Annotated in this window: 20 protein-coding genes; 9 read left to right on the top strand and 11 right to left on the bottom strand. The window is 61.0% G+C overall.

Annotation, left to right across the window (positions count from 1 at the left end):
* Positions 1–110: 110 nt before the first annotated feature.
* Entirely contained in the window at positions 111–1934 is a 1824-nt protein-coding gene (typA, locus tag NPS58_RS21335) for a translational GTPase TypA (protein WP_274117259.1), read from the bottom strand.
* 128 nt (positions 1935–2062) lie between these two features.
* Positions 2063–3517 carry a tRNA uracil 4-sulfurtransferase ThiI gene (gene thiI / locus NPS58_RS21330; protein ID WP_274117258.1) on the bottom strand — a complete coding sequence of 485 codons (1455 nt, stop codon included), beginning with the start codon at positions 3515–3517 and terminating at the stop codon, positions 2063–2065.
* Between the two features lie 331 nt (positions 3518–3848).
* Between thiI and glnA the strand changes: the two genes are divergently transcribed.
* From glnA to ntrC, 3 genes are all read left to right on the top strand, one after another.
* Entirely contained in the window at positions 3849–5255 is a 1407-nt protein-coding gene (gene glnA, locus NPS58_RS21325; protein ID WP_274117257.1) for a type I glutamate--ammonia ligase, read from the top strand.
* A 360-nt stretch (positions 5256–5615) separates the two neighbouring features.
* A complete protein-coding gene (gene glnL, locus NPS58_RS21320; RefSeq protein ID WP_274117256.1) occupies positions 5616–6701 on the top strand; it encodes a nitrogen regulation protein NR(II) in 1086 nt (361 codons plus the stop codon).
* Complete coding sequence (gene ntrC / locus NPS58_RS21315) at positions 6698–8131, top strand: nitrogen regulation protein NR(I) (protein ID WP_274117255.1); 1434 nt, start codon at positions 6698–6700, stop codon at positions 8129–8131. The genes glnL and ntrC overlap by 4 nt, the downstream gene beginning before the upstream one ends.
* 255 nt (positions 8132–8386) lie before the next feature.
* On the opposite strand, the gene NPS58_RS21310 is transcribed toward ntrC, so the two are convergent.
* Entirely contained in the window at positions 8387–8824 is a 438-nt protein-coding gene (locus NPS58_RS21310) for a hypothetical protein (protein WP_274117254.1), read from the bottom strand.
* Here NPS58_RS21310 and NPS58_RS21305 point away from each other — a divergent pair.
* Complete coding sequence (locus tag NPS58_RS21305; RefSeq protein ID WP_274117253.1) at positions 8823–9278, top strand: tRNA (cytidine(34)-2'-O)-methyltransferase; 456 nt, start codon at positions 8823–8825, stop codon at positions 9276–9278. The genes NPS58_RS21310 and NPS58_RS21305 overlap by 2 nt on opposite strands.
* 81 nt (positions 9279–9359) lie before the next feature.
* On the opposite strand, the gene secB is transcribed toward NPS58_RS21305, so the two are convergent.
* Genes secB through NPS58_RS21290 form a run of 3 tightly spaced genes read right to left on the bottom strand, consistent with a single transcriptional unit; the run spans position 9360 to position 10561 of the window.
* Positions 9360–9851, bottom strand: a complete 492-nt coding sequence (gene secB, locus NPS58_RS21300) for a protein-export chaperone SecB (protein ID WP_274117252.1) — start codon at positions 9849–9851, stop codon at positions 9360–9362.
* 40 nt (positions 9852–9891) lie between these two features.
* Positions 9892–10146: a glutaredoxin 3 gene (gene grxC / locus NPS58_RS21295; protein WP_028943970.1), complete on the bottom strand. Its 255-nt coding sequence runs from the start codon at positions 10144–10146 to the stop codon at positions 9892–9894.
* A gap of 1 nt (position 10147) precedes the next feature.
* Positions 10148–10561 carry a rhodanese-like domain-containing protein gene (locus NPS58_RS21290; RefSeq protein ID WP_028943969.1) on the bottom strand — a complete coding sequence of 138 codons (414 nt, stop codon included), beginning with the start codon at positions 10559–10561 and terminating at the stop codon, positions 10148–10150.
* A 215-nt stretch (positions 10562–10776) separates the two neighbouring features.
* Between NPS58_RS21290 and gpmI the strand changes: the two genes are divergently transcribed.
* The 4 genes from gpmI (at position 10777) to NPS58_RS21270 (ending at position 15940) form a co-directional block, all read left to right on the top strand.
* Positions 10777–12312 carry a 2,3-bisphosphoglycerate-independent phosphoglycerate mutase gene (gene gpmI, locus NPS58_RS21285; protein WP_274117251.1) on the top strand — a complete coding sequence of 512 codons (1536 nt, stop codon included), beginning with the start codon at positions 10777–10779 and terminating at the stop codon, positions 12310–12312.
* A 154-nt stretch (positions 12313–12466) separates the two neighbouring features.
* On the top strand, positions 12467–13750 hold the full coding sequence (locus NPS58_RS21280) for a murein hydrolase activator EnvC family protein (protein ID WP_274117250.1): 1284 nt from the start codon (positions 12467–12469) through the stop codon (positions 13748–13750).
* Positions 13751–13843: 93 nt separating this feature from the next.
* Positions 13844–15163 (top strand): S41 family peptidase, encoded by a 1320-nt coding sequence (locus tag NPS58_RS21275; protein WP_274117249.1) that lies wholly within the window; start codon positions 13844–13846, stop codon positions 15161–15163.
* Positions 15164–15172: 9 nt separating this feature from the next.
* Positions 15173–15940, top strand: coding sequence for a divergent polysaccharide deacetylase family protein (locus NPS58_RS21270; RefSeq protein ID WP_274117248.1), 768 nt, complete (start codon positions 15173–15175; stop codon positions 15938–15940).
* Here the strand turns inward: NPS58_RS21270 and NPS58_RS21265 are convergent.
* The 5 genes from NPS58_RS21265 to NPS58_RS21245 form a co-directional block, all read right to left on the bottom strand.
* Positions 15931–16671 carry a substrate-binding periplasmic protein gene (locus NPS58_RS21265; protein ID WP_274117247.1) on the bottom strand — a complete coding sequence of 247 codons (741 nt, stop codon included), beginning with the start codon at positions 16669–16671 and terminating at the stop codon, positions 15931–15933. The two genes, NPS58_RS21270 and NPS58_RS21265, sit on opposite strands and share 10 nt — an antisense overlap.
* 146 nt (positions 16672–16817) lie before the next feature.
* The gene (ltrA, locus tag NPS58_RS21260) at positions 16818–18239 is read right to left on the bottom strand and encodes a group II intron reverse transcriptase/maturase (protein ID WP_003253430.1); all 1422 of its coding nucleotides are present in this window, start codon (positions 18237–18239) and stop codon (positions 16818–16820) included.
* Positions 18240–18720: 481 nt separating this feature from the next.
* Positions 18721–20667, bottom strand: a complete 1947-nt coding sequence (locus NPS58_RS21255; RefSeq protein ID WP_274117586.1) for a BCCT family transporter — start codon at positions 20665–20667, stop codon at positions 18721–18723.
* A 229-nt stretch (positions 20668–20896) separates the two neighbouring features.
* Entirely contained in the window at positions 20897–22267 is a 1371-nt protein-coding gene (locus NPS58_RS21250) for an ISL3 family transposase (RefSeq protein ID WP_274112684.1), read from the bottom strand.
* Positions 22264–23040: a BRO-N domain-containing protein gene (locus NPS58_RS21245; protein WP_274114620.1), complete on the bottom strand. Its 777-nt coding sequence runs from the start codon at positions 23038–23040 to the stop codon at positions 22264–22266. The genes NPS58_RS21250 and NPS58_RS21245 overlap by 4 nt, the downstream gene beginning before the upstream one ends.
* A 639-nt stretch (positions 23041–23679) precedes the next feature.
* Here NPS58_RS21245 and betI point away from each other — a divergent pair.
* Positions 23680–24345: a transcriptional regulator BetI gene (gene betI / locus NPS58_RS21240; protein WP_274117246.1), complete on the top strand. Its 666-nt coding sequence runs from the start codon at positions 23680–23682 to the stop codon at positions 24343–24345.
* Positions 24346–24351 lie beyond the last annotated feature (6 nt).

The raw sequence follows: 24351 nt of genomic DNA, 5'->3' as shown, positions 1-24351 counted from the left end.
GCTTGGCCACCACAGCCAAGCGGGTTGCGCTTACGCGCAACGCGCCATGCCTGGCGCACACAAAAACGCCCCCGGTCTCTCGACCGGGGGCGTTTTTTGTTCAGCCGGGCTTAGTTGGCCTTGGCTTTCTTGGCAGCGCGGGTACGCTCGCCTTCGTCGAGGATCTTCTTGCGAAGACGGATCGACTTAGGAGTCACTTCGCACAGCTCGTCGTCCTGGATGAATTCCAGTGCCTGTTCCAGGGTGAAGCGAACAGGTGGAACCAGGGCGATGGTTTCGTCTTTACCCGAAGCACGCATGTTGTCGAGCTTCTTGCCCTTGGTAGGGTTGACGCCCAGGTCGTTGTCACGGCTGTTCAGACCAACGATCTGACCGTTGTAGATCTCCTGGCCGTGCTCGACGAACAGCTTGCCGCGAGCCTGCAGGGTTTCCAGGGAGTAGGTCAGCGCCTTGCCGGTCTCTACCGATACCAGTACGCCGTTCTGACGGCCGGACATGTGGCCGGACTTCATCGGAGCGTAGCGATCGAAGATCGAGGTCAGGATGCCTGCACCGTTGGTCAGGGTCAGGAACTGGTTACGGAAACCGATCAGACCACGGGCTGGAATGTTGTATTCCAGGCGTACACGGCCCTTGCCATCCGGAACCATGTTGGTCAGGTCGCCTTTACGCAGACCCATTTCTTCCATGACCTTGCCCTGCGAATCTTCAGGGATGTCGATGGTGACGTTCTCGAACGGCTCGTGCTTGACGCCGTCGACTTCGCGGATGATCACTTCTGGACGACCAACGCCCATTTCGAAGCCTTCACGACGCATGGTTTCGATCAGAACCGACAGGTGCAGCTCACCACGGCCGGAAACCTTGAACTTGTCAGCCGAGTCGCCTTCTTCAACGCGCAGTGCAACGTTGTACAGCAGCTCTTTGTCCAGACGCTCCTTGATGTTGCGGCTGGTGACGAACTTGCCTTCTTTACCGCAGAACGGCGAGTCGTTGACCTGGAAGGTCATCGAAACGGTTGGTTCGTCGACGGTCAGCGGCTTCATCGCTTCGACCGCGTCAGGGCTGCACAGGGTGTCGGAGATGAACAGCTCGTCGAAACCGCTGATGCAGACGATGTCGCCAGCCTGGGCTTCTTCAACGTCAACGCGGTGCAGACCGTGGTGACCCATCAGCTTCAGGATACGGCCGTTGCGCTTCTTGCCGTCGACGTCGATAGCGACGACCGGGGTGTTCGGCTTGACGCGACCACGAGCGATACGGCCAACGCCGATAACACCCAGGAAGCTGTTGTAGTCCAGTGCCGAGATTTGCATCTGGAACGGACCTTCACGGTCAACGGCCGGTGCCGGTACGTTGTCGATGATCGACTGGTACAGCGGGGTCATGTCTTCGGCCATTTCGGTGTGGTCCAGACCGGCAATGCCGTTCAGGGCCGAGGCGTAGACAACTTTGAAGTCCAGCTGCTCTTCGGTGGCACCGAGGTTGTCGAACAGATCGAAGATCTGGTCCAGAACCCAGTCAGGACGCGCGCCTGGACGGTCAACCTTGTTGATGACCACGATCGGACGCAGGCCGGCTTCGAACGCCTTCTTGGTCACGAAACGGGTTTGCGGCATAGGGCCATCTTGAGCGTCGACCAGCAGCAGTACGGAGTCGACCATCGACATTACACGCTCAACCTCGCCACCGAAGTCGGCGTGGCCGGGGGTGTCGACGATGTTGATGTGGTAGCCGTTCCAGTTGATGGCGGTGTTTTTCGCCAGAATGGTAATACCGCGCTCTTTTTCCTGGTCGTTGGAGTCCATGACGCGCTCGTCGTTGAGCTCGTTACGCTCCAGAGTGCCGGACTGACGCAGGAGTTTGTCGACCAGGGTGGTTTTACCATGGTCAACGTGGGCGATGATGGCGATGTTACGCAGATTTTCGATCACGTGTGTATCTCGATCAGAGGATTCGGGTTGCCGCCCAGTCTAGGCGGCCAATATGAATGAATGGCGCTCAACGGGCCCGCAGGTCGGGAGGGCGATGGCGGATGCTCCCGCCATATAGCCCCGGCGTTTTATGTCGGACGATAAACGCGCACATTGGCATGTCCCTCACTGAGCAAATGATGGGCATGCAGGCGACTCATCACACCCTTGTCGCAATACAGCAGGTACTGGCGCGTAGCGTCCAGCTCCTTGAAGCGACTGTTCAGGGCGTAGAACGGCAAGGCCTTGACCTCGATGCCGTCCAGTTCCAGGGGCTGGTCTTCCTGGGCGTCGGGGTGGCGAATGTCGATCACCACTTGCCCGGCCAGCGCTTGGCTGACTTCTTCGATCTGGATATCCTGGCCGAGTTCATCGATCACATTGTCGATGGACACCAGGCGAGCGCGCTCCAGGGCGCGCTCGAGCACAGCCATGTCGAACTGCTTTTCTTCATGATCAACGCGATGACGCTTGGCGCACGTGGTCGGGTTCACCGAAATCACGCCGCAGTACTCGGGCATGTGCTTGGCGAACTCGGCGGTGCCGATTTCGTTGGCCTGGTCGATGATGTCCTGCTTGTGGCTGGCCAGCAGCGGGCGCAATACCAGCTTCTCGGTGGCCGAGTCGATCACTGCCAGGTTCGGCAGGGTCTGGCTCGACACCTGGGAGATCGCCTCGCCGGTGACCAGGGCGTCGATCTCCAGGCGGTCGGCGATGTTGGTCGCCGCACGCAGCATCATGCGCTTGAGGGTCACGCCCATGTAGCTGTTGTCGACCTTGCCGAGAATCTCGCCGACCACTTCTTCGAACGGCACGCTGACGAACAGCACGCGCTGGCTGCTGCCGTATTTCTTCCACAGGAAGTGGGCGACTTCCATCACCCCCAGCTCGTGGGCTCGGCCGCCAAGATTGAAGAAGCAGAAGTGGGTCATCAGGCCGCGGCGCATCATCTGGTAGGCCGCCACGGTGGAGTCGAAACCACCGGACATCAGCACCAGGGTCTGCTCGAGCGTACCCAGCGGGTAGCCGCCGATGCCCTTGTGCTGGTTGTGAATCACATACAGGAGCTTGTCACGTACTTCGATGCGCACCTCGACCTCGGGGGTGCGCAGGTCGATACCGGCGGCGCCGCACTGCTGGCGCAACTGGCTGCCGACATAACGGTCGACGTCCATCGAAGTGAAGTCGTGGTGGCCGCCGCGCTTGCAACGCACCGCAAAGCGCTTGCCGGCCAGCAGGTGGCCGAAGTGGGTCTTGCACTTGGCGACGATATCGTCGAAGTCGCCCAGCGGGTACTCGTCGACCTGCAGGAAGTGGGCGATGCCCGGCATGCAGGTCAGACGCTCGATCATCTCGCGCAGGACTTTCTCGTCCTCGATGCGGGTGACCACCTCGAGGTTGTCCCAGACACCGTCAACCGCGAGCGCAGGATCGAGGTCCTTGAGCACGGTACGGATGTTGCGGCCCAGTTGACGGATGAAGCGCTTGCGAACCGGGCGGCTCTTGATGGTGATCTCTGGGAAGACTTTTACGATTAGTTTCATTGAAAACAGCGCGCGCAATGCCGACTAAAAAAGTGGGGCGCGGATTATAGCGGAAATTGCTCAAGGTTTAACCAATTAATGTACAGAAGGTTTACTGCGCACCATAATGGTGCATATCGCCTCATTTACGCCTCCTAAGGGTGCATGAATTGTCCGACATTTCGGCCCAATTCCCCTGAAACGCGTAGGAATGGGGCAAAAATTCCATACCGGGGCACTGGCATGCAATTTGCTCCCTTGTGAGGCAGGTTGCCTTGGCCGACTATTCGCGCCCGGCATCACCCAAATTCTAGGGCTGCACAGGCAAGCTCACCCCACCCCGGAGGACACCATGTCGAAGTCGGTTCAACTCATCAAAGATCATGACGTTAAATGGATTGATCTGCGCTTCACTGACACCAAGGGCACCCAGCATCACGTCACCATGCCTGCCCGTGACGGCCTGGACGAAGACTTCTTCGAAACCGGCAAGATGTTCGACGGCTCCTCCATCGCCGGCTGGAAAGGCATCGAAGCCTCCGACATGATCCTGATGCCGGACGACTCCACCGCCGTACTGGATCCGTTCACCGAAGAGCCGACCCTGATCCTGACCTGCGACATCATCGACCCTGCCAGCATGCAGGGCTATGACCGCGACCCACGTGCAATCGCCCGCCGCGCCGAAGAGCACCTGAAAAGCACCCTGATCGGTGACACCGTATACGCAGGTCCAGAGCCTGAATTCTTCATCTTCGACGAAGTGAAGTTCAAGTCCGACATCTCCGGCTCCATGTTCAAGATCTACTCCGAGCAAGGCTCGTGGATGTCCGACCAGGACGTGGAAGGCGGCAACAAAGGCCACCGTCCAGGCGTCAAAGGTGGCTACTTCCCGGTTCCGCCGTTCGACCACGACCACGAAATCCGTACTGCCATGTGCAACGCACTGGAAGAAATGGGTCAGACCGTCGAAGTTCACCACCACGAAGTAGCGACTGCCGGCCAGAACGAAATCGGCGTCAAGTTCAACACCCTGGTGAAGAAAGCCGACGAAGTTCAGGCCCTGAAATACGTCGTGCACAACGTTGCCGACGCCTACGGCCGCACCGCGACCTTCATGCCCAAACCACTGTACGGCGACAACGGCTCGGGCATGCACGTCCACATGTCCATCTGGAAAGACGGCAAGAACACCTTCGCAGGTGAAGGCTATGCCGGCCTGTCCGATACCGCCCTGTACTTCATCGGTGGCATCATCAAGCACGGTAAGGCCCTGAACGGCTTCACCAACCCGGCCACCAACTCTTACAAGCGTCTGGTACCTGGCTTCGAAGCACCGGTAATGCTGGCCTACTCGGCTCGCAACCGTTCCGCTTCGATCCGTATTCCTTACGTTTCCAGCCCGAAAGCCCGCCGTATCGAAGCGCGCTTCCCGGACCCGGCTGCCAACCCGTACCTGTGCTTCGCCGCACTGCTGATGGCCGGCCTGGACGGTATCCAGAACAAGATCCACCCAGGCGATGCCGCCGACAAGAACCTGTACGACCTGCCGCCTGAAGAGGCCAAGGAAATCCCACAGGTTTGTGGCAGCCTGAAAGAAGCCCTGGAAGAGCTGGACAAGGGCCGTGCGTTCCTGACCAAAGGTGGCGTGTTCTCCGACGACTTCATCGATGCTTACATCGAGCTCAAGAGCGAAGAAGAAATCAAGGTCCGCACCTTCGTACACCCACTGGAATACGAGCTGTACTACAGCTGCTGATTCGGTGACGTGACGTAAAGAGGCCTCCCATCGGGAGGCCTTTTTTTTGCCTTTGGAATCGTTTCGGCGCAAGCCCGCCCGACAGGAGCGGGCTTGTCCCGCGGAAAACCCTGCGTGCTCTATAGTGGTGCATAACCCAGCTGCACCAACCGGGAAACAGCCCAATTTGGTTCAAATATCTGCCAATGCCCGGCAAATCAGTGATTTCCTGCGCAGCCATGGCCCCATTTCAGGGGATTACGCTTCTTTTCGGAGCTTTGGTTTAATTTTTGCATTTTCCTTGTAACCGCAGATTACCCGCACGCGCGCTCCTGGGCACCCACCCGAGTCGCTCGCGCCAAAAGAGGTCACAGACGCCCCATGACCATCAGCGATGCCCTGCACCGACTGCTACTGGACAACCTGACCACTGCCACCATCCTGCTCAACGCCGACCTGCGCCTTGAGTACATGAACCCGGCAGCGGAAATGCTCCTGGCCATCAGCGGCCAGCGCAGCCATGGGCAATTCATCAGCGAGCTGTTCACCGAGTCTCCTGAAGCGCTCAACTCCCTGCGCCAGGCGGTGGAACACGCCCACCCCTTCACCAAGCGCGAAGCGCAGCTGACCTCCCTGACCGGCCAGACCCAAACCGTCGACTACGCGGTGACGCCGATCCTGAGCAAAGGGCAGACCCTGCTGTTGCTCGAGGTTCACCCCCGCGATCGTTTGCTGCGCATCACCAAGGAGGAGGCCCAGCTGTCCAAGCAGGAGACCACCAAGATGCTGGTGCGTGGCCTGGCTCACGAGATCAAGAATCCGCTGGGCGGCATTCGCGGCGCGGCGCAGCTGCTGTCTCGGGAGTTGCCCGAAGAAGGCCTGAAGGACTACACCAATGTGATCATCGAAGAGGCCGACCGCCTGCGCAACCTGGTCGACCGCATGCTCGGCTCGAACAAGCTGCCGTCGCTGGCGATGACCAACATCCACGAAGTGCTCGAACGTGTCTGCAGCCTGGTGGAGGCCGAAAGCCAGGGCGGCATCACGTTGGTGCGCGATTACGACCCAAGCCTGCCGGACGTGCTGATCGACCGTGAGCAGATGATCCAGGCGGTCCTCAATATCGTGCGCAACGCCATGCAGGCGATCAGCGGCCAGAACGAGCTGCGCCTGGGCCGCATCAGCCTGCGCACCCGGGCCATGCGCCAGTTCACTATCGGCCACACCCGGCATCGCCTGGTGGCCAAGGTCGAGATCATCGACAACGGCCCGGGTATCCCGGCCGAGCTGCAGGAAACCATCTTCTACCCCATGGTCAGCGGCCGTCCGGACGGTACCGGGTTGGGCCTGGCCATCACCCAGAACATCATCAGCCAGCACCAGGGTCTGATCGAGTGTGACAGCCATCCCGGCCACACCACCTTCTCGATCTTTCTGCCACTGGAACAAGGAGCCTCCGCCTCATGAGCCGTAGTGAAACCGTCTGGATCGTCGACGATGACCGCTCCATCCGCTGGGTCCTGGAAAAAGCCCTGCAACAAGAAGGCATGACCACCCAGAGTTTCGACAGTGCCGACGGCGTCATGAGCCGCCTGGCGCGCCAGCAGCCGGACGTGATCATCTCCGACATCCGCATGCCCGGGGCCAGTGGCCTGGACCTGCTGGCGCAGATCCGCGAGCAGCATCCGCGCCTGCCGGTGATCATCATGACCGCTCATTCGGACCTCGACAGCGCGGTAGCCTCCTACCAGGGCGGGGCATTCGAGTACCTGCCAAAACCGTTCGACGTCGATGAGGCGGTATCGCTGGTCAAGCGCGCCAACCAGCACGCTCAGGAACAGCAAGGCCTGGATGTGGCCCCGACCCTGACCCGCACCCCGGAAATCATCGGCGAGGCGCCGGCGATGCAGGAGGTTTTCCGCGCCATCGGTCGCCTGAGCCACTCCAACATCACCGTGTTGATCAATGGCGAGTCGGGTACCGGTAAAGAGCTGGTCGCCCACGCCCTGCACCGCCATAGCCCGCGCGCGGCCTCCCCCTTTATCGCCCTGAACATGGCCGCCATTCCGAAGGACCTGATGGAGTCCGAGCTGTTCGGCCACGAAAAAGGTGCCTTCACCGGCGCGGCCAACTTGCGCCGCGGCCGCTTCGAGCAGGCCGATGGCGGCACGCTGTTTCTCGACGAAATCGGCGACATGCCGGCCGACACCCAGACGCGCCTGCTGCGGGTGCTGGCAGACGGCGAGTTCTATCGGGTCGGTGGCCATGTACCGGTGAAGGTCGATGTGCGCATCATTGCCGCCACCCACCAAAACCTGGAAACCCTGGTCCAGGCCGGCAAGTTTCGTGAAGACTTGTTCCACCGCCTGAACGTGATCCGCATCCATATCCCTCGCCTGGCCGACCGTCGCGAAGACATTCCGACCCTGGCCCGCCACTTCCTCGGCCGCGCAGCCCAGGAGCTTGCAGTTGAGCCCAAGCTGCTCAAGGCCGAGACAGAAGAGTACATGCGCAATCTGCCGTGGCCCGGCAACGTCCGCCAGCTGGAGAACACCTGCCGCTGGATCACCGTGATGGCCTCGGGCCGGGAGGTGCATGTCGGCGACCTGCCGCCGGAGCTGTTGAACCTGCCGCAAGACGCCGCCCCGGTGACCAACTGGGAACAGGCCCTGCGCCAGTGGGCCGACCAGGCGTTGTCACGCGGTCAGTCGAGCCTGCTCGACAGCGCGGTGCCGAGCTTTGAGCGGATCATGATCGAGACAGCCCTCAAGCACACCGCCGGACGCCGTCGTGACGCGGCCGTGCTGCTGGGCTGGGGACGCAACACCCTGACACGCAAGATCAAGGAGTTGGGGATGAAGGTCGACGGCAGTGACGAGGATGGCGACGACCTGTAGGAGCGGGCTTGCCCCGCGATAAGGCGGGGCCGCATATCCATTGTTTGTGCCTGTGGAGCCGGCTTGACCCGCGAAACTGCACCGAAGCTGTGCCCCATGCACCGTCCCAACGCACAAATTCCCGACCAGATCACGCCCAACCCCGCCGAAACCACCATTTTGCGCGCTGCAACAAAATTGGCACACAGCCTGCATTAGTATGAGTACCAACCGTTTTGGGGACCTTGGTACAGGCAGGCCGGGGATTCCCCTCTTTTATTCGCGCAGTCGCACCTGCACTCGCCAACGCCCATCGTCCTCTGCACCGGCCCAGTCGCCGTGCAGGGGGCGGGCCGCGACCAGGGTCACCAGCAACCCGCCATCACTCTTCTGAACCCGCCAGCTGACAGGCTTGCCCTGCAGCAGCAACTGGCCTCCCGCCGCCTTGCCCTGGGCATCGAACAGCAGCGCCAGGGTGCCTTCGACCTCTTCGCCATGCAGCTTGGGTTCTTCGCTGAACCACAGGTCCAGACCGCCCTCCACCACCTGCACCTGCTCCAGCACTCGCGGCTCTGGCGCGGTCAGCCTGCCGATCATCAAGCCCACCAACATGCCGAGAATGGCCAGGGAAAACAGCACCCGTGGCCATAGCTGCGAACGCGGGTCCGGTTCAGGAGTAGAATGCTCGCCATCTTTATATTCGGAGCCGTGCATGTTTCACGTCATCCTCTTCCAACCAGAGATTCCGCCGAATACCGGCAACATTATAAGGCTGTGCGCCAACAGCGGCTGCCACCTGCACCTGATCGAGCCCATCGGCTTCGAGCTGGACGACAAGCGTCTGCGTCGCGCCGGGCTGGACTACCACGAGTATGCGCCCCTCAAGCGTCACGCCGACCTTGCCACGTGCCTGGCAAGCCTCGGCCAGCCTCGCCTGTTCGCCTTCACCACCAAAGCGTCGCACCCTTACCACGAAGTGGCGTTCCAGCCAGGCGATGCCTTTTTGTTCGGGCCGGAAAGCCGTGGCCTGCCTGCCGAGGTGCTGGACAGCCTGCCCGCCGAACAGCGCCTGCGCCTGCCGATGCGCGAAGGCTGCCGGAGCTTGAACCTGTCCAATACGGTGGCGGTGACGGTGTATGAGGCGTGGCGGCAGCAGGGGTTTGTTTGAGGCAGCCCCTCGCGGGCAAGCCCGCTCCCACATGGATAAAAAAAGCGCCCATCAGGGCGCTTTTTCGCTACAGCACAGAACTTATTGCAGCGAAGGGGCTTCGCCCGCTTCCTGCATGCGCTGCATTTCCTGGGCGTACAGGGCGTCGAAGTTGACCGGCGAGAGCATCAGGGCCGGGAACGAGCCGCGGGTTACCAGGCTGTCCAGGGCTTCACGCGCGTAGGGGAACAGGATGTTCGGGCAGAAGGCACCCAGGGTGTGGCTCATTGAGGCCGCGTCCAGGTTCTTGATCAGGAAGATACCGGCTTGCTGGACTTCAGCGATGAAGGCAACTTCGTCACCGTTCTTCACGGTCACCGACAAGGTCAGTACGACTTCATGGAAGTCACCTTCCAGGCCCTTCTGCTTGGTGTTCAGGTCCAGGGCAACGCTTGGCTCCCACTGCTGACGGAAGATCGCCGGGCTTTTCGGCGCTTCGAACGACAAGTCGCGCACATAGATGCGCTGCATGGAGAATTGTGGCGAGTTGTCTTCAGCTGCGGCGGCGGCGTCGTTGTTCTGTTGATCAGTCATGACAGATCCTTCTTTCCAGGGTCTTTATAGGGGTTCTGGTTCAGGCCTTGAGCAAGGCGTCGAGCTTGCCGGCGCGCTCAAGGGCATACAGGTCGTCGCAACCGCCGACGTGGGTACTGCCGATCCAGATCTGCGGCACCGAAGTGCGGCCGGCCTTCTGGCTCATCTCGGCGCGCACCTGCGGCTTGCCATCGACCTTGATCTCTTTGAAATCCACGCCTTTGCTCTCGAGCAGGTATTTGGCCCGCGAGCAGTAGGGGCAGTAATCGCTGGAGTAGACGATGACGTCGCTCATATCACTTCACCAACGGCAGGTTGTCGGCCTTCCAGCTCGACACGCCGCCCGACAGCTTGGCAGCGGTGAAGCCGGCCTTGAGCAGTTCGCGGGCAGTGGTGCCGGCATGCTGGCCCATGGCGTCGACCACGATCAGGGTCTTGGCCTTGTGCTTTTCCAGCTCGCCCATGCGAGCGGCGAACTTGTCCTGCGGAATGTTCAGGGCGCCAACGATGTGGCCGGCCGAGTAGTCCTTGGTCGAACGGATGTCGATCACCAGGCCTTTGTCGGCGTTGACCAGTGCGGTCAGCTCGCCTGTGCTGAGGCTGCGGCCGCCCTTGCGCGCTTCGTGGATAATCAGCAGCACCAACAGAACGATGAAAATACCGACCAGCAAATAGTGTTTTGTTGCGAATTCAATCAGGTGAGCAACCATCGGAAGGTGTTCCAGGCCATTAAAAATGTTGGCCAGTATACACAGCACCCAAGGTCGGCCAAAGCCCGCCCGACCGGCTCATGGGCAGTAAATCCCGCCAAGCGGCTACAGTCCGTCGGCCCGTGCCCGGTGCCAAACAAGGTTAATTCGTCATTCGTGACCAATTTGCCCTAAAATGCGTGTCTTTATCATCTGAACAACCGTGAGTGGGATTGATGACTAGCACGCCAAAACCCTTGGTCCTGATCATCCTGGATGGTTTCGGTCACAGCGAAAGCCCTGACTACAACGCCATCTATTCGGCCAACACGCCAGTCTACGATCGCCTGCGCGCCACCCAGCCGCACGGCTTGATCTCCGGCTCCGGCATGGACGTCGGCCTGCCTGACGGGCAAATGGGCAACTCCGAGGTCGGCCACATGAACCTCGGTGCCGGCCGCGTGGTGTACCAGGACTTCACCCGGGTAACCAAGGCCATCAAGGACGGCGAGTTCTTCGAGAACGCCGTGCTCTGCGGTGCGGTCGACAAGGCCGCAGGCGCCGGCAAGGCTGTGCACATCCTCGGCCTGCTCTCCGATGGCGGCGTGCACAGCCACCAGGACCACCTGATCGCCATGGCCGAACTGGCCGCACAACGTGGCGCCGAGAAGATCTACCTGCACGCCTTCCTCGACGGCCGCGATACCCCGCCCAAGAGCGCGCAATCCTCGATCGAGCTGCTCGACGCCACCTTCGCCAGGCTGGGCAAGGGCCGCATCGCCAGCCTCATCGGCCGTTACTACGCCATGGACCGCGACAACCGCTGGGACCGCGTATCGACTGCCTACAACCTGATCGTCGACAGCGTCGCCGAATACAGCGCCGACTCCGCCGTTGCCGGCCTTGAAGCCGCCTACGCCCGTGACGAGAGCGACGAGTTCGTCAAGGCCACGCGCATCGGTGAAGCCGTCAAGGTCGAAGACGGCGACGCGGTGATCTTCATGAACTTCCGCGCCGACCGTGCCCGCGAGCTGTCCCGCGTGTTCGTCGAAGCCGACTTCAATGAGTTCCCGCGCGCACGCCTGCCCAAGCTGGCCGCCTACATCGGCCTGACCCAGTATTCGGCGAAGATCCCGGCCCCGGCCGCGTTCGCCCCGGGCAGCCTGAACAACGTGCTCGGCGAGTACCTGGCGAAAAATGGCAAGACCCAGCTGCGCATCGCCGAAACCGAGAAGTACGCCCACGTGACGTTCTTCTTCTCCGGTGGCCGCGAAGAGCCGTTCGAAGGTGAAGAACGTATCCTGATCCCGTCGCCGAAGGTCGCCACCTACGACCTGCAGCCTGAGATGAGCGCCCCGGAAGTCACCGACCGCATCGTCGAAGCCATCGAGCAGCAGCGCTTCGACGTGATCGTGGTCAACTACGCCAACGGCGACATGGTCGGTCACAGCGGCGTGTTCGAAGCCGCAGTCAAGGCCGTCGAAGCCCTGGACCTGTGCGTCGGGCGCATCGTCGAAGCCCTCGACAAGGTCGGTGGCGAAGCGCTGATCACCGCCGACCACGGCAACGTCGAGCAGATGGAAGACGAATGCACCGGCCAGGCGCACACCGCGCACACCACCGAGCCGGTACCGTTCATCTATGTCGGCAAGCGTGACCTGAAGGTCCGTGAAGGTGGCGTACTGGCGGACGTGGCGCCGACCATGCTCAAGCTGCTGGGCCTGGAAAAGCCTGCAGAAATGACCGGCACGTCGATTTTGATCGACGGCTGAAGAGCCAGGCAGCAAGCTTCAAGCGGCAAGAAACAGCGGGCGCACGCTCGCTTTTCTTGCCGCTTTTTGCTTGCCGCTTGGAGCTAAAGCCGTTTTTTTTGCAGCCTGTGGCGGGCATACTAGGCCCGTCTCCATCCCTGGTGCCGCCCACTCCATGTTTCGCGCCCTGATCGTACTAGCCCTGTCTTGCCTGCTCAGCCCGGCCTTTGCCGACGAGCGCGCGCAAACCCAGCAGCAACTGGACGCCACGCGCCAGGACATTGCCGAGCTGAAAAAGATGCTTGGCAAGTTGCAGCAGGAAAAATCCGGTGTGCAGAAAGACCTGCGCAGCACAGAAACCGACATCGGCAAGCTGGAAAAGCAGGTGGAGGCCCTGCAGCAGGAACTAAAAAAGACTGAAGGCGAGCTGGAGCGCCTTGATCACGAGAAAAAAAAACTCCAGAGCGCCCGCGTTGAACAACAACGCCTGATTGCCATCCAGGCCCGTTCGGCCTACCAGAACGGCCGCGAGGAATACCTCAAGCTGCTGCTCAACCAGCAGAATCCGGAAAAATTCGCCCGCACGCTGACCTATTACGACTACCTGAGCCAGGCGCGCCTGGAGCAGTTGCGCAATTTCAACGAAACCCTGCGCCAGCTGGCCAATGTGGAACAGGACATCAGCCTGCAGCAGGCCCAGTTGCTGGCCCAGCAAGGCAATCTCGATGCCCAGCGCCAGGAGCTGGAAAAGGTGCGCGCCGAGCGCCAGCAGGTGCTGGCCAAGCTCAATAACGATGTGAAGGCGCGCGACCAGAAGCTGCAAGCTCGGGAACAGGACCAGGCCGACCTGAGCAAAGTCCTCAAGACCATCGAGGAAACCCTCGCCCGCCAGGCCCGCGAGGCGGAAGAAGCCCGCCAGAAGGCGCTGCTGGCCGCCCAGGAAGCAGAAAAGCAACGCCAGCGTGAAGCCCTGGCCGCCAACAGCGACGCCCCGAAAAAGCCCAAGCCAATGCCCGGCCCACTGGTTTCCAGCAGCGGCGAAACCTTCGGCGGCGCTTTTTCTTCAGCTCGGGGAAAACTTCCATGGCCGGTCAATGGTCGATTGCTTGCGCGCTTTGGTGAAACCCGCGGCGGCGATTCGCGGGCCAAATGGGACGGGGTGATGATCAGCGCCTCTCCCGGCAGCCAGGTGCGTGCCGTGCATGGCGGGCGGGTGGTGTTTGCCGACTGGTTGCGCGGCGCTGGACTTCTAGTCATTCTCGACCATGGTAACGGTTACCTGAGCCTCTACGGTCATAACCAGAGCCTGCTCAAAAGCGCCGGAGACGTGGTCAAGGCCGGCGAGGCTATCTCCACCGTCGGCAATAGCGGCGGCCAGGACAGCTCGGGACTGTACTTCGCCATCCGCCAGCAGGGTCGCCCCAGCGACCCGGCACAATGGTGCCGTGCCCAAGGATAGGTACCACCAACCCCCTATTTAGCGGCGTAGCGCACTACTGGGCTACGCCGAAGCTCCCCGCGGAGCGCTACCAGGATCAGGAGTTCGTTCGACATGCTGTATTCGCCTCGCCTCACCTCGCTGGCCCTGACCATCGCCATGGTCCTTGGCGCGTCCCTGGCCCAGGCGGCCGAGCCTGCCAAGCCTGCCGCGGTACCGGCCTCGGCGGCGACCGCCAAGGCGCCGCTGCCGCTGGACGAGCTGCGCACCTTTGCCGAAGTCATGGACCGGATCAAGGCAGCCTATGTCGAACCCGTGGATGACAAGACCCTGCTGGAGAACGCCATCAAGGGCATGCTCAGCAACCTCGACCCGCACTCGGCCTACCTGGGCCCTGAAGACTTCCAGGAGCTGCAGGAAAGCACCAGCGGTGAATTCGGCGGCCTGGGCATCGAAGTCGGCATGGAAGATGGTTTCGTCAAGGTGGTCTCCCCCATCGACGATACCCCGGCCTCTCGTGCCGGCATCGAGGCTGGCGACCTGATCGTCAAGATCAACGGCCACCCAACCCGCGGCCAGACCATGACCGAGGCCGTCGACCAGATGCGCGGCAAGGTGGGCGAGAAGATCACCCTTACCCTGGTACGCGATGGCGGCAATCCTTTCGACGTGACCCTCGCCCGCGCGGTCATCCAGGTCAAGAGCGTCAAGAGCCAGCTGCTCGAAGACGGCTACGGCTACATCCGCATCACCCAGTTCCAGGTCAAGACCGGCGAAGAAGTCGGCAAGGCCCTGGCCAAGCTGCGCAAGGACAACGGCAAGAAGTTGCGCGGCCTGGTACTGGACCTGCGCAACAACCCCGGCGGCGTCCTGCAATCGGCGGTAGAAGTGGCCGACCACTTCCTGACCAAGGGCCTGATCGTCTACACCAAGGGCCGCATCGCCAACTCCGAGCTGCGCTTCTCGGCCGACCCGGCCGACGCCAGCGAGGCAGTGCCATTGGTAGTGCTGATCAACGGCGGCAGCGCCTCGGCATCGGAAATTGTCGCCGGCGCCCTGCAGGACCAGAAACGCGGCGTGGTAATGGGTACAGACAGCTTCGGCAAGGGTTCGGTGCAAACCGTACTGCCGCTGAACAACGACCGTGCCCTGAAGATCACCACCGCGCTGTACTACACCCCCAACGGTCGCTCGATCCAGGCCCAGGGGATTGTTCCGGATATCGAGGTGCGCCGCGCCAAGATCACCGCTGAACAAGACAACGACAACTTCAAGGAAGCCGACCTGCAAGGCCACCTGGGCAACGGCAACGGCGGCGCCGACCGCCCGTCCGGCAAGGCGGGCAGCAGCAAGGCGCGCCCACAGGACGATGACTTCCAGCTCAGCCAGGCTTTGAGCCTGCTCAAGGGCCTGAGCATTACCCAGGGTAAATAAGGCCAGTTGATGCGTTGCCTGCTGTTCATCCTGTTGTACCTGTCGAGCGGTGTCGCCCTGGCGGCACCGGCTCAACCGGCCAAGGCCTACCTCAGCCTGATCATCGACGACCTCGGTCAGAACCCGGCCCGCGATTCGCGCACCCTGGCGCTCCCTGGGCCGGTAACCCTGGCGATCATGCCCGACACTCCGCACGCCACCGACTTCGCCCGCCAGGCCCATCGCGCCGGCAAGACGGTGATCCTGCACATGCCCATGGACCCGGCCACCGGCCCTTACGCCTGGCATCCCGGCACGCCGCTACCGGAACTGGAGCGCCGGCTCAACGCCGCCCTGGCCAAGGTGCCCTACGCCGCAGGCATCAATAACCATATGGGCAGCCGCATGACCGCCGAAGCCGGCCCCATGGCCTGGCTGATGGGCGAGCTGCAAAGGCGCGACCTGTTTTTTGTCGACAGCCGCACCAGCGCCGCGACCGTGGCGGCCAAGTCGGCGCAGAACATCGGCCTGGCCAGTGTCTCGCGGGATGTGTTCCTGGATGATGTACGCACCCCCGAGGCCATCGCCGGGCAGCTGCAGCAGGGCATTGCCCTGGCACGCAGGCAAGGCTCGGCCGTGCTGATCGGCCACCCCTATCCGCAGACGCTGGAAGTGCTGGAACGCGAACTGCCCAGGCTCAAGGCCCAGGGCATCGAATGGATCGAGATTCGCCAGATGATCGCCGAACGCAGCAACCGGGCCATGCCTGGCCACGGTCGCAACGGCCTCTACAAGTAGCGGGCGAACACCGCGTCGACGAAGCCGTCGCTGCGCATCTGCTCGAGGGCTAGCTGGAGCTTGCGCACCACCTCGTCGGGTACCTGCTTGTTCAGCGCCAGGTACAGCTCGGCGCCATTGAAGCGCAGCACGGTCTTGAGGTTGTTGACGCCCACCTGCCTGGCCAGATAGCGCCCGGCCGGATCGCCACTGGCCCACAGGTCGATCTCGCCCTTGATCAGCTTTTGCGCGTTGTCGCGGTCGCGCAGCGCCAACACCGGCTTGAGCCCCTTGTTGGTGAGGAAGTTGCCAATCGCATCGCCTTTGTAGGCGCCTATCCGATAGCGCCGGGCGTCTTCCAGGCTGCTCAGCGTGATGTCACTGCCCTCTGGCGCCAGCAGGATCCAGTCATCCGGGCCGATCGGGCCTACCCATTTGAACAGCGCCTCGCGCTCGGACTGGCGAGCCATGACGAAAATCCCATGGCCGGGGGTGGTCAGCACCTGCTGGTAGATACGCTGCCAGGGGAAGCGCAGCGTCAGGGTATAGGGCACCCCGGCGCGTTTGAACATCTCGCGCACGATATCGGTGGCGATACCGTTTATACCGTCGTCGCGGGCAAAGCTCTTGCCATTGATCGACATGTTGTAGGGCGGGAAATTCTCGGTCAGCAGCACCACGGGGTCGTCCGCACGGGCAACGTGGGCGAACGACAGGCAACTGCACAGCAACAGAACAAGACGCTTGAACATGATGGCACCGGGCTCCTTGGCAACGCCAAGAGTGCCGGTACCCTGCGTGACTGTCCAGCCTGCCACGGCGCGCAAATCGAGTAGGAGGCGGATTCACACCCGCCGTCCTCTCACACCACCGTGCGTACGGTTCCGTACACGGCGGTTCAGGTTACGCGGCTAAGCCGGTTAATCGTATCCAGTATCGAGACCAGCCCGAGCCGGTCCCACAGTTTCTTTGGCAGCGCGTAGTTCATATGTTGCGCTCCCGAATTCCACCATGGACCTCGGCCATTGAAGGCTGACTTGTTGGCACGCTCCTCGCTCAACCCCAGGCGCATCAAGTTTCTCAGCCTCGTGGGAGGCTGCTTCCATTGACGCCAGATGACGCAGCGGAGTTTGTGCCTGACCCAACCATCCAGTTCCTCAAGCGGCCGCTTGCTCTGGCTGAGCTTGAAGTAGCTAGCCCAGCCTCTCAGGACGGGGTTGATCCGCTCGATGACAGTCGCCATTTTGCGAGCCCGTACGCTGCGCAGCAGCATTCTGAGCCGGTCGCGTAAGCGGTCTAGGCTCATCCTTGCCACGCGCAGCCTTGGCTGCTGGTGCCAGCTTATCCCATAGCCTAGGTAGTCGCACTTCCACGCCCTTGCCACTTGGCTTTTCTTCCTGTTCACCGTCAGCTTCAGACGTTCTCTCAGGAAGCGCTCGACGCTGACCAACACCCGTTCGCCGGCCCGGGGACTGCGTACATAGATGTTCGCATCATCGGCATAACGTACGAAGCGATGGCCCCGTCGCTCCAGCTCGCGGTCGAGTTCGTCGAGCAGGATGTTCGACAGCAACGGCGAAAGCGGGCCGCCTTGCGGCGTCCCCTCCTGCCGTGGGCTGACGACACCGCCCGACATGATCCCGGCTTCAAGGTAGCGGCGGATAAGCCTGAGTACGCACTTGTCTTTGATCCGACGTTCGATGCAGGCCATGAGGATGTCGTGATTGACCCGATCGAAAAACTTCTCCAGATCGAGTTCCACGCACCAGCGGTGTCCCGCTGTCACATGAGCACGAGCCATCTCGATGGCTTGATGCGTACTTCTGCCCGGACGAAAACCATAGCTGTAGTCCGAGAACAGTGGGTCGAAGATAGGTGTGAGCTGCTGCTGCAGTGCTTGCTGGATCAGGCGATCCACGACGCTGGGGATTCCCAGTTGCCGTGTGCCGCCCTGCGGCTTGGGAATTTCAACCGCTCGCACTGCTTGGGGCTGGTATTCACCGGCCAGTAACCTGGCCTTGAGGGTTGGCCAATACTGTCTCACGTAGCCCGCCAAGTCAGCAACCGTCATGCCATCGGCACCCGGTGCTCCCTTGTTGCTGACCACGCGTTGATACGCACGTCTGAGGTTGGCCGGTGCAAGCACCCGCTCCATCAGCGTGTCCGGCTCCGCGTTCGTCCACGTCACGGACGCCGTCGATACCTTTGCACTGTCAGGCGTCACCCTCGGCTTCTGGCCGGAGCTCGGGATGACAGTTTCCGCTGTGGGAAATTTCTGCATTACGGTTACCAACGAGACGGCGACGCCTACTGGCGGCATAACCTGTTCGGCCCTTGGTGGCGCGGTTAACCGCCACTTACTACGGCTTCGGCTGACTTCTGCACGCTCATCCCGTCGCCTTTCGACGCGCGGTAGCACAATGGCAAACGTACAGATCTCCCAGGGTAATTCGCGCGACCTTCCTGCTTATGCCTGTCGGATCTACGTCACAGCGTTCCGTGCAAGTATTGGGCTTTGGCGATTTGTGCCACCTCACCCCGCTGTGCCGCCTCTATCCGCTTCCTGTTCGTCAGGCCAGCATTTTGCCTCGGGCTTCCTTCAGATTCGCGGTCACCCGCGACACCCTTGCCTCCGGCTAACACTTCCCCTTGCCGGGTGTGTAGAGGACTTTCACCTCCAAGTCACCCGCTTGGCCACCACAGCCAAGCGGGTTGCGCTTACGCGCAACGCGCCATGCCTGGCGCACACAAAAAGGGCCCTGTTCCTTGGAACAGGGCCCTTTGCGGTCATTCAGCCTTTATCAGCTGTAGACACGTCCCAGCAACTGGCGATGGCTTTCGAACTGATCGAGCACATCACGGGTGATCTGATCGGGGGTGAAGCCCATCAGGTCGTATTCCTGGCTGCCGTTGTGCAGGTACACCTCGGCGCGGTAGAAGCGCTGGCGCACTTCGCTCTCACCTTCGACCGGCGCCTCGCTTGGCGCAGCCAGGTAGCCGTCCAGGCTCACTTCATAGACGAAGGGGTTGCCCTCCTCCATCTCGATGCGCAGGCCCATGGCCGCGCGCGACTGGCCCACGCGTGTCTGCACCTGGAAGCCAAGCACCTGCAACTGTGCTGCCGCTTCCTTCAAGGCCGGGCTGACGCGCTTGTCCATGAAGCGCTGAACCACCGCTTGAGTCGGCTGCAGGTCCAGCTGGCTCAGGCGCTCGCTGAAACCGCGACGACCACGGGCAGCCAGCTCAGCCTGCTCCTGTTCGACCTGGCTGTCCTGTTTCATGGCCTTGTACAGGCCGAACATGAACAGCACCAGCACCACCGAGAACGGCAGGCCGGCCAGCACCACCATGGTTTGCATGGCTTCGAAGTTACCGGCGAACAGCAGGCCGACGGTGACTATCGTGATGATCGCCGACCAGAGGATACGCAGCCAGTGCGGCGCGTCTTCATCGACATTGCCGCCCTTGCAGGAAAGGTTGGCCATCATCACCGCGCCAGAGTCGGCCGGGGTCAGGAACAGGACGAAACCGACGAACACCGCCACACCGACCACGATCTTGGCCGCCGGAAAGTGCTCGAGCAGCTGGTAGATCGACATCGACGGCTGCTCCAGTGCCGAGCGTCCCAGCTCCACCGCGTCGTGGTTGATCACCAGGTCCAGTGCGGTGTTGCCGAAGATCGACAACCACGCCAGGGTGAAGCCCAATGGAATCAGCAGCACACCGGCCACCAGCTCGCGCACGGTGCGGCCACGGGAAATGCGAGCAATGAACATGCCGACGAATGGGCCCCAGGAGATCCACCAGGCCCAGTAGAACAGGGTCCACAGGCCCAGCCAGCGTTCGGACTTGGCACCGTCGCCCTCATACACGTAGAGGTCGAAGGTCTTGAGCACCACACCGTTGAGGTAGTCACCGATGTTCTGCACGAAGCTGTTGAGCAGGTGCAGGGTCGGGCCGTTGAGCAGCACGAACAGCAACAGGCCGCTGAACAGGATGATGTTCAGGTTGGACAGGCGGCGGATGCCGTTCTCCACACCCGAGACCGCGGCAATGGTCGCCACGGTGCTCATGACCAGGATCACGATCAGCAGGTTGGTGTTGTTGTGCTCCATGCCGAACAGGTATTCCAGGCCCGAGGACACCTGCATAGAACCGATGCCCAGGTTGGTCACCAGGCCCAGCAGGGTCACGAACATGCCGAAGATGTCCACGGTATGGCCCGCGGCACCTTTGACCCAACGCTCACCCACCAGCGGATACAGCGCCGAGCGCAGGGCCAGCGGCTGGTTGTGGCGGTAGGCGAAGTAGGCAACGGCCAGGCCGACCAGGGCATAGATCGCCCAGCCGTGCAGGCCCCAATGCAGGAATGTCAGCTGCAGCCCTTCACGAGCCGCCTGCAGGCTTTCTGGCGCACCCTGTGGCGGGTTGAAGTAGTGGTCCAGCGGCTCGGATGCACCGAAATACAACAGCGAGATACCAATGCCGGAAGAGAACAACATGCCGGCCCACGCGCCATAGCTGAAGTCTGGCGTGTCGTCCTTGCCGCCAAGCTTGAGCTTGCCGAAATTGGAGAAGGCCAGAACGATGACGAACAGCAGGTAGCCGCCAATCACCAGCATGTAGTACCAGCCAAAGCTGCGCGACAACCAGGCCTGGGCCTGGCTCAGCAGTTGGCCGGCTGTTTCGGGAACCGCAATCAGCAAGGCAGTCAGAAGCAGGATCAGCAGCGTCGAGGTGTAGAACACCACGCTATTGACCCGGACCCTCTCGGCAGGGGTCTTGATTAGGGAGGCAGAACTCATTGCACATAGGCTCCGGGCAGTGCGAGAGAAACGAAACAACCTTTGCCTGCGCAATTGGTGCAATAGCCCCACTGCGTCAGGTGTTATAAAAGCACCTTGAAAAACCGTGATCCCGAATCGAATGCGTTGAAAAAAAAGGGTATTCATAAAAGCCTGTTGATGCAGGAGCTTCCTAACCCTCAGCCGAAGGCATCGGGTTGATGTTGATGGGAGGCTCCAGCAGGAACTCCAGCAGAGGACGAATGGGCGCCCCCATGTCGCGCATAGAGGGCGCCCGCCCTGCAAGGTTGGCATCTGTCGGGAGGCCGTAGCCCATAGTGAATGGCGATTCCCGGCGGGGCTTTTCCTTGCGCTTCATCTTGTGCTCGACCGAGAACAGAATCTTGGCGCGGAACATCTCGAAGGACATGCTGCGCGTGAGCCTATTCAGGTCTTTCATTTGCCGGTTCATCGATTCGGTGAAGGCATTGGTGTTGCGCTGCCCGTTACCGAAGTAGGCGAAGATTTCCGCCTCCCAATTGCTCATTGCTGTGGTCAGTGGTGCCCACTGCGGACGCTCCTCCGGCGTTAGGCTGGAATGCCAGCGCCGGTATTCTTCTTTGGCGTCAGACTCATTTTCCAAATTCCAGATGTTCAGGAACTCCTCCTTGAGACGGTAGGCCGCGCCCAGCTCCGGGAATTGGTTGAGCCAGGTATCGACCACCATCCTGTTCATCGGGTTCAGGTCGTGCTCGCGCATTAGCATCAGCTTTCGGTCGCCCTTGAGCGCCCTGCGGCGATGCTGTGACAGCCCGGCCTTCAGGCTTTTCCTGATCTTCTCCATGGCTTCATTGGCCATGCGCTGAATGTGGAACTTGTCCACCACGATGGTGGCCTGTGGCATCAGTGCCTTTGTCACCTCGCGGTAGGGGTTCCACATGTCCATGCACACAATCTCAATGTCCTTGCGGTCTTTGAGACGCGACAGGTAGGCCGTCACCTGTGGCTTGGTGCGTGATTCCAGCAGGTCGATGATGGTCTCCTCCTCGATGTTGGTAAGCACGCAGCGATAGGTGCGCTGCAGGTACAGCTCATCAATGCCCAGCACGCGGGGTGCGGTAGGCTTGTAGCGGTCTTTCTGCGCCTCGAAGTGGTCGCGGAACAAGGTACGGATGACCGACTCATTCACACCCACTTCACGGCCCACGTCACTATTGGTGCGGCCCACCGTGGCCTTGATGATGTAGTCGGCCAGCCGCCGGGTCATCCGGTTGCTCTCGGCCATCTCCGGCAGCGCCGGGCTGAACGTGGTGTTGCAGGCCCGGCACATGAAGCGGCGGCGAACCAGCCAGAGCGTGACCCACCGCCCGTGCAGCGGCAGGTCACGGAACTTCACCTGCTTCTTGCCGAATCTGACCACCTCGCCGCACGTCCCGCAGTTAGGGCAAACCTCGGGGTCGGGATATTCCACCTGGAAGCTGTATTCGTTCTCTTCCTCATGGAAGCCCACTACCGTAGCTTTGAGCGGGTGCAAAAGCGTTTGCGGGATGGCCAGATCACTCACGCCAGTTTCCTCGAAGAGTCGCGGCGCAAGCGCTCGCTAAAAGCGCCAAGATGGCAGGCTACGCGCTTGTTCAGCGCATCCAACATGTCAGGCAGTCGCTCCATCGGGACATGCTGGGCAATGTCGAAGTAGTCATCCTTGGCAAAGCTCACAACAGATGCATCACCAGGAATCAGGCGGCAGTTCATTTGACCGATGGAATTGAAGGACACCAACATGCGCTGACTCATCAGCGCATGGGCCAAGATGGCCTGGAGTACTTCGGTCTGCACGCCATCAATGTGGTGGCGTGTTTTGCCTGCCTTGATCGCCTCGTAGTAGGCATTGAGGTAGTCGTCGGCTACCTCACGCATAACTTTCATGGACGGGGCGTCTGTCACGTCCAAAGCGGGCGCGGCTTCGAATTTCTGGTAACCCCCTGTCTTACGGATGGCTGGAAGAACTTCGTGGGTGATCCACCGCTTGAACCGCTTGGCCTCTTCCTTGCGGCTGGTCAGAATCAGGCTGTACAGGCCCGATTCGCTGACGATCATCACTTCCTGTGAGCCTCCAGGGGTGTAAACATTACTTACACCCTTTTCGTCATCATCCAGCCTTGACACTGCCATCCGTGGGTTGGTGTGTGCAAGTGCCGCGCACACATCAGCGGCAACAAACCAGATTTCGCCATCACGGTTGACCGTGCGAACTGGCAAGTGGTCAAAGTTGAAGGTCTGGTGCGGGGTGTCGTCAGTAGCGACGCCCTGAGGGAGCAGATTGGATTGAGCAGCCACGATGGCCTCCTAGAGATCGTTCAATTTCGCCTCCTGTTCAGAGAGGCGGCCGGGCGCTTGAACACCGCTCTAGGACGGCCCGCAGATTTCCCCCGAAGGGTCTTGTATAGCTGCGCGCCACCCGGCCATAAGCATGCATTGTCCCGCATTGGAAGGCAGCGCAAAACCTACGGACGTGAAAAAGCCGCTTTGACTTTCGGGAGCGGCTTCCGCCTAGAGAGGTGTGTTCAGCACCTGAGATGAACTCTAACGCCTTGCCCCATGACTGTCAACATCTTTTCTCGAAATCAAAAAGCAGTTGTAGCAACGGAGAGTCGGGAGACCATCAACAACCTTTTATGAATACCCAAAAAAAACAGGCCTGACACCCCGTCCCGAGGGTGGGCCGAGCAGTGCAGTACCGCTCGGCAGATCTGTCCAACGCGCCGCTTACACCCGTCAACACCTTGTATTCCGGGGGTTACACGTCTTTTTGGGGTGCCAATTTGTGCTCGCAGACTGCAGCAAAAGCCTGTCAATGGCACAGATTGTCGCAGAGCTTATTCTTTGTTGATTGAACGTTCAATCAAAACAAAATAGACTGGCCTTCGCCGAGGCAGCCGCTCGTCGACTGCTCGCAGGCCTGAGGAGATTTGCAAGATGCCCAAGGTCGGTATGCAACCCATTCGCCGCCAACAGTTGATCGAAGCCACGTTACTGGCAATCGACCAGGTCGGGATGGGTGACGCCAGCATTGCGCTGATCGCCCGTTTGGCCGGAGTGTCGAATGGCATCATCAGTCACTACTTTCAGGACAAGAACGGCCTGATCGCAGCGACCATGCAGTACCTGATGAGCGTGCTGAGCGAGAACGTCGTCGCCAACCGGCAAGCACTCAAGGACAACAGTCCGCGTGCCCACCTGCAGGTGATCATCGAAGGCAACTTCGACGCCAGTCAGGTCAACGGCCCGGCAATGAAAACCTGGTTGGCCTTCTGGGCTTCCAGCATGCACCAGCCGTCTTTGCACAGGTTGCAGCGGATCAACGATCACCGCTTGTATTCCAACCTGTGCTGCCAGTTCCGCCGTGTCCTGCCGTTGTCCGAGGCACGCACCGCGGCCCGTGGACTGGCAGCCCTGATCGACGGCCTGTGGCTGCGCGGAGCGTTGTCCGGAGAAGCTTTCGATACCGACCAGGCGAAACAAATCGCCTACGAATACATGGATCTACAACTGGCGAAGCAGACGAGCCCGAACACACAAGCACGGGCCTCTGAACCACTACGCGCCGCAAATGCCCAAAAAGCAGGAGCGACGCTCGGATAGCCACTT

The sequence above is a fragment of the Pseudomonas putida genome, assembly GCF_028682455.1.
Classification (GTDB): Bacteria; Pseudomonadota; Gammaproteobacteria; order Pseudomonadales; family Pseudomonadaceae; genus Aquipseudomonas; species Aquipseudomonas putida_AA.
Note: the sequence above shows the minus strand (reverse complement) of the source record. Positions and strands in the feature narration are given on the sequence as shown.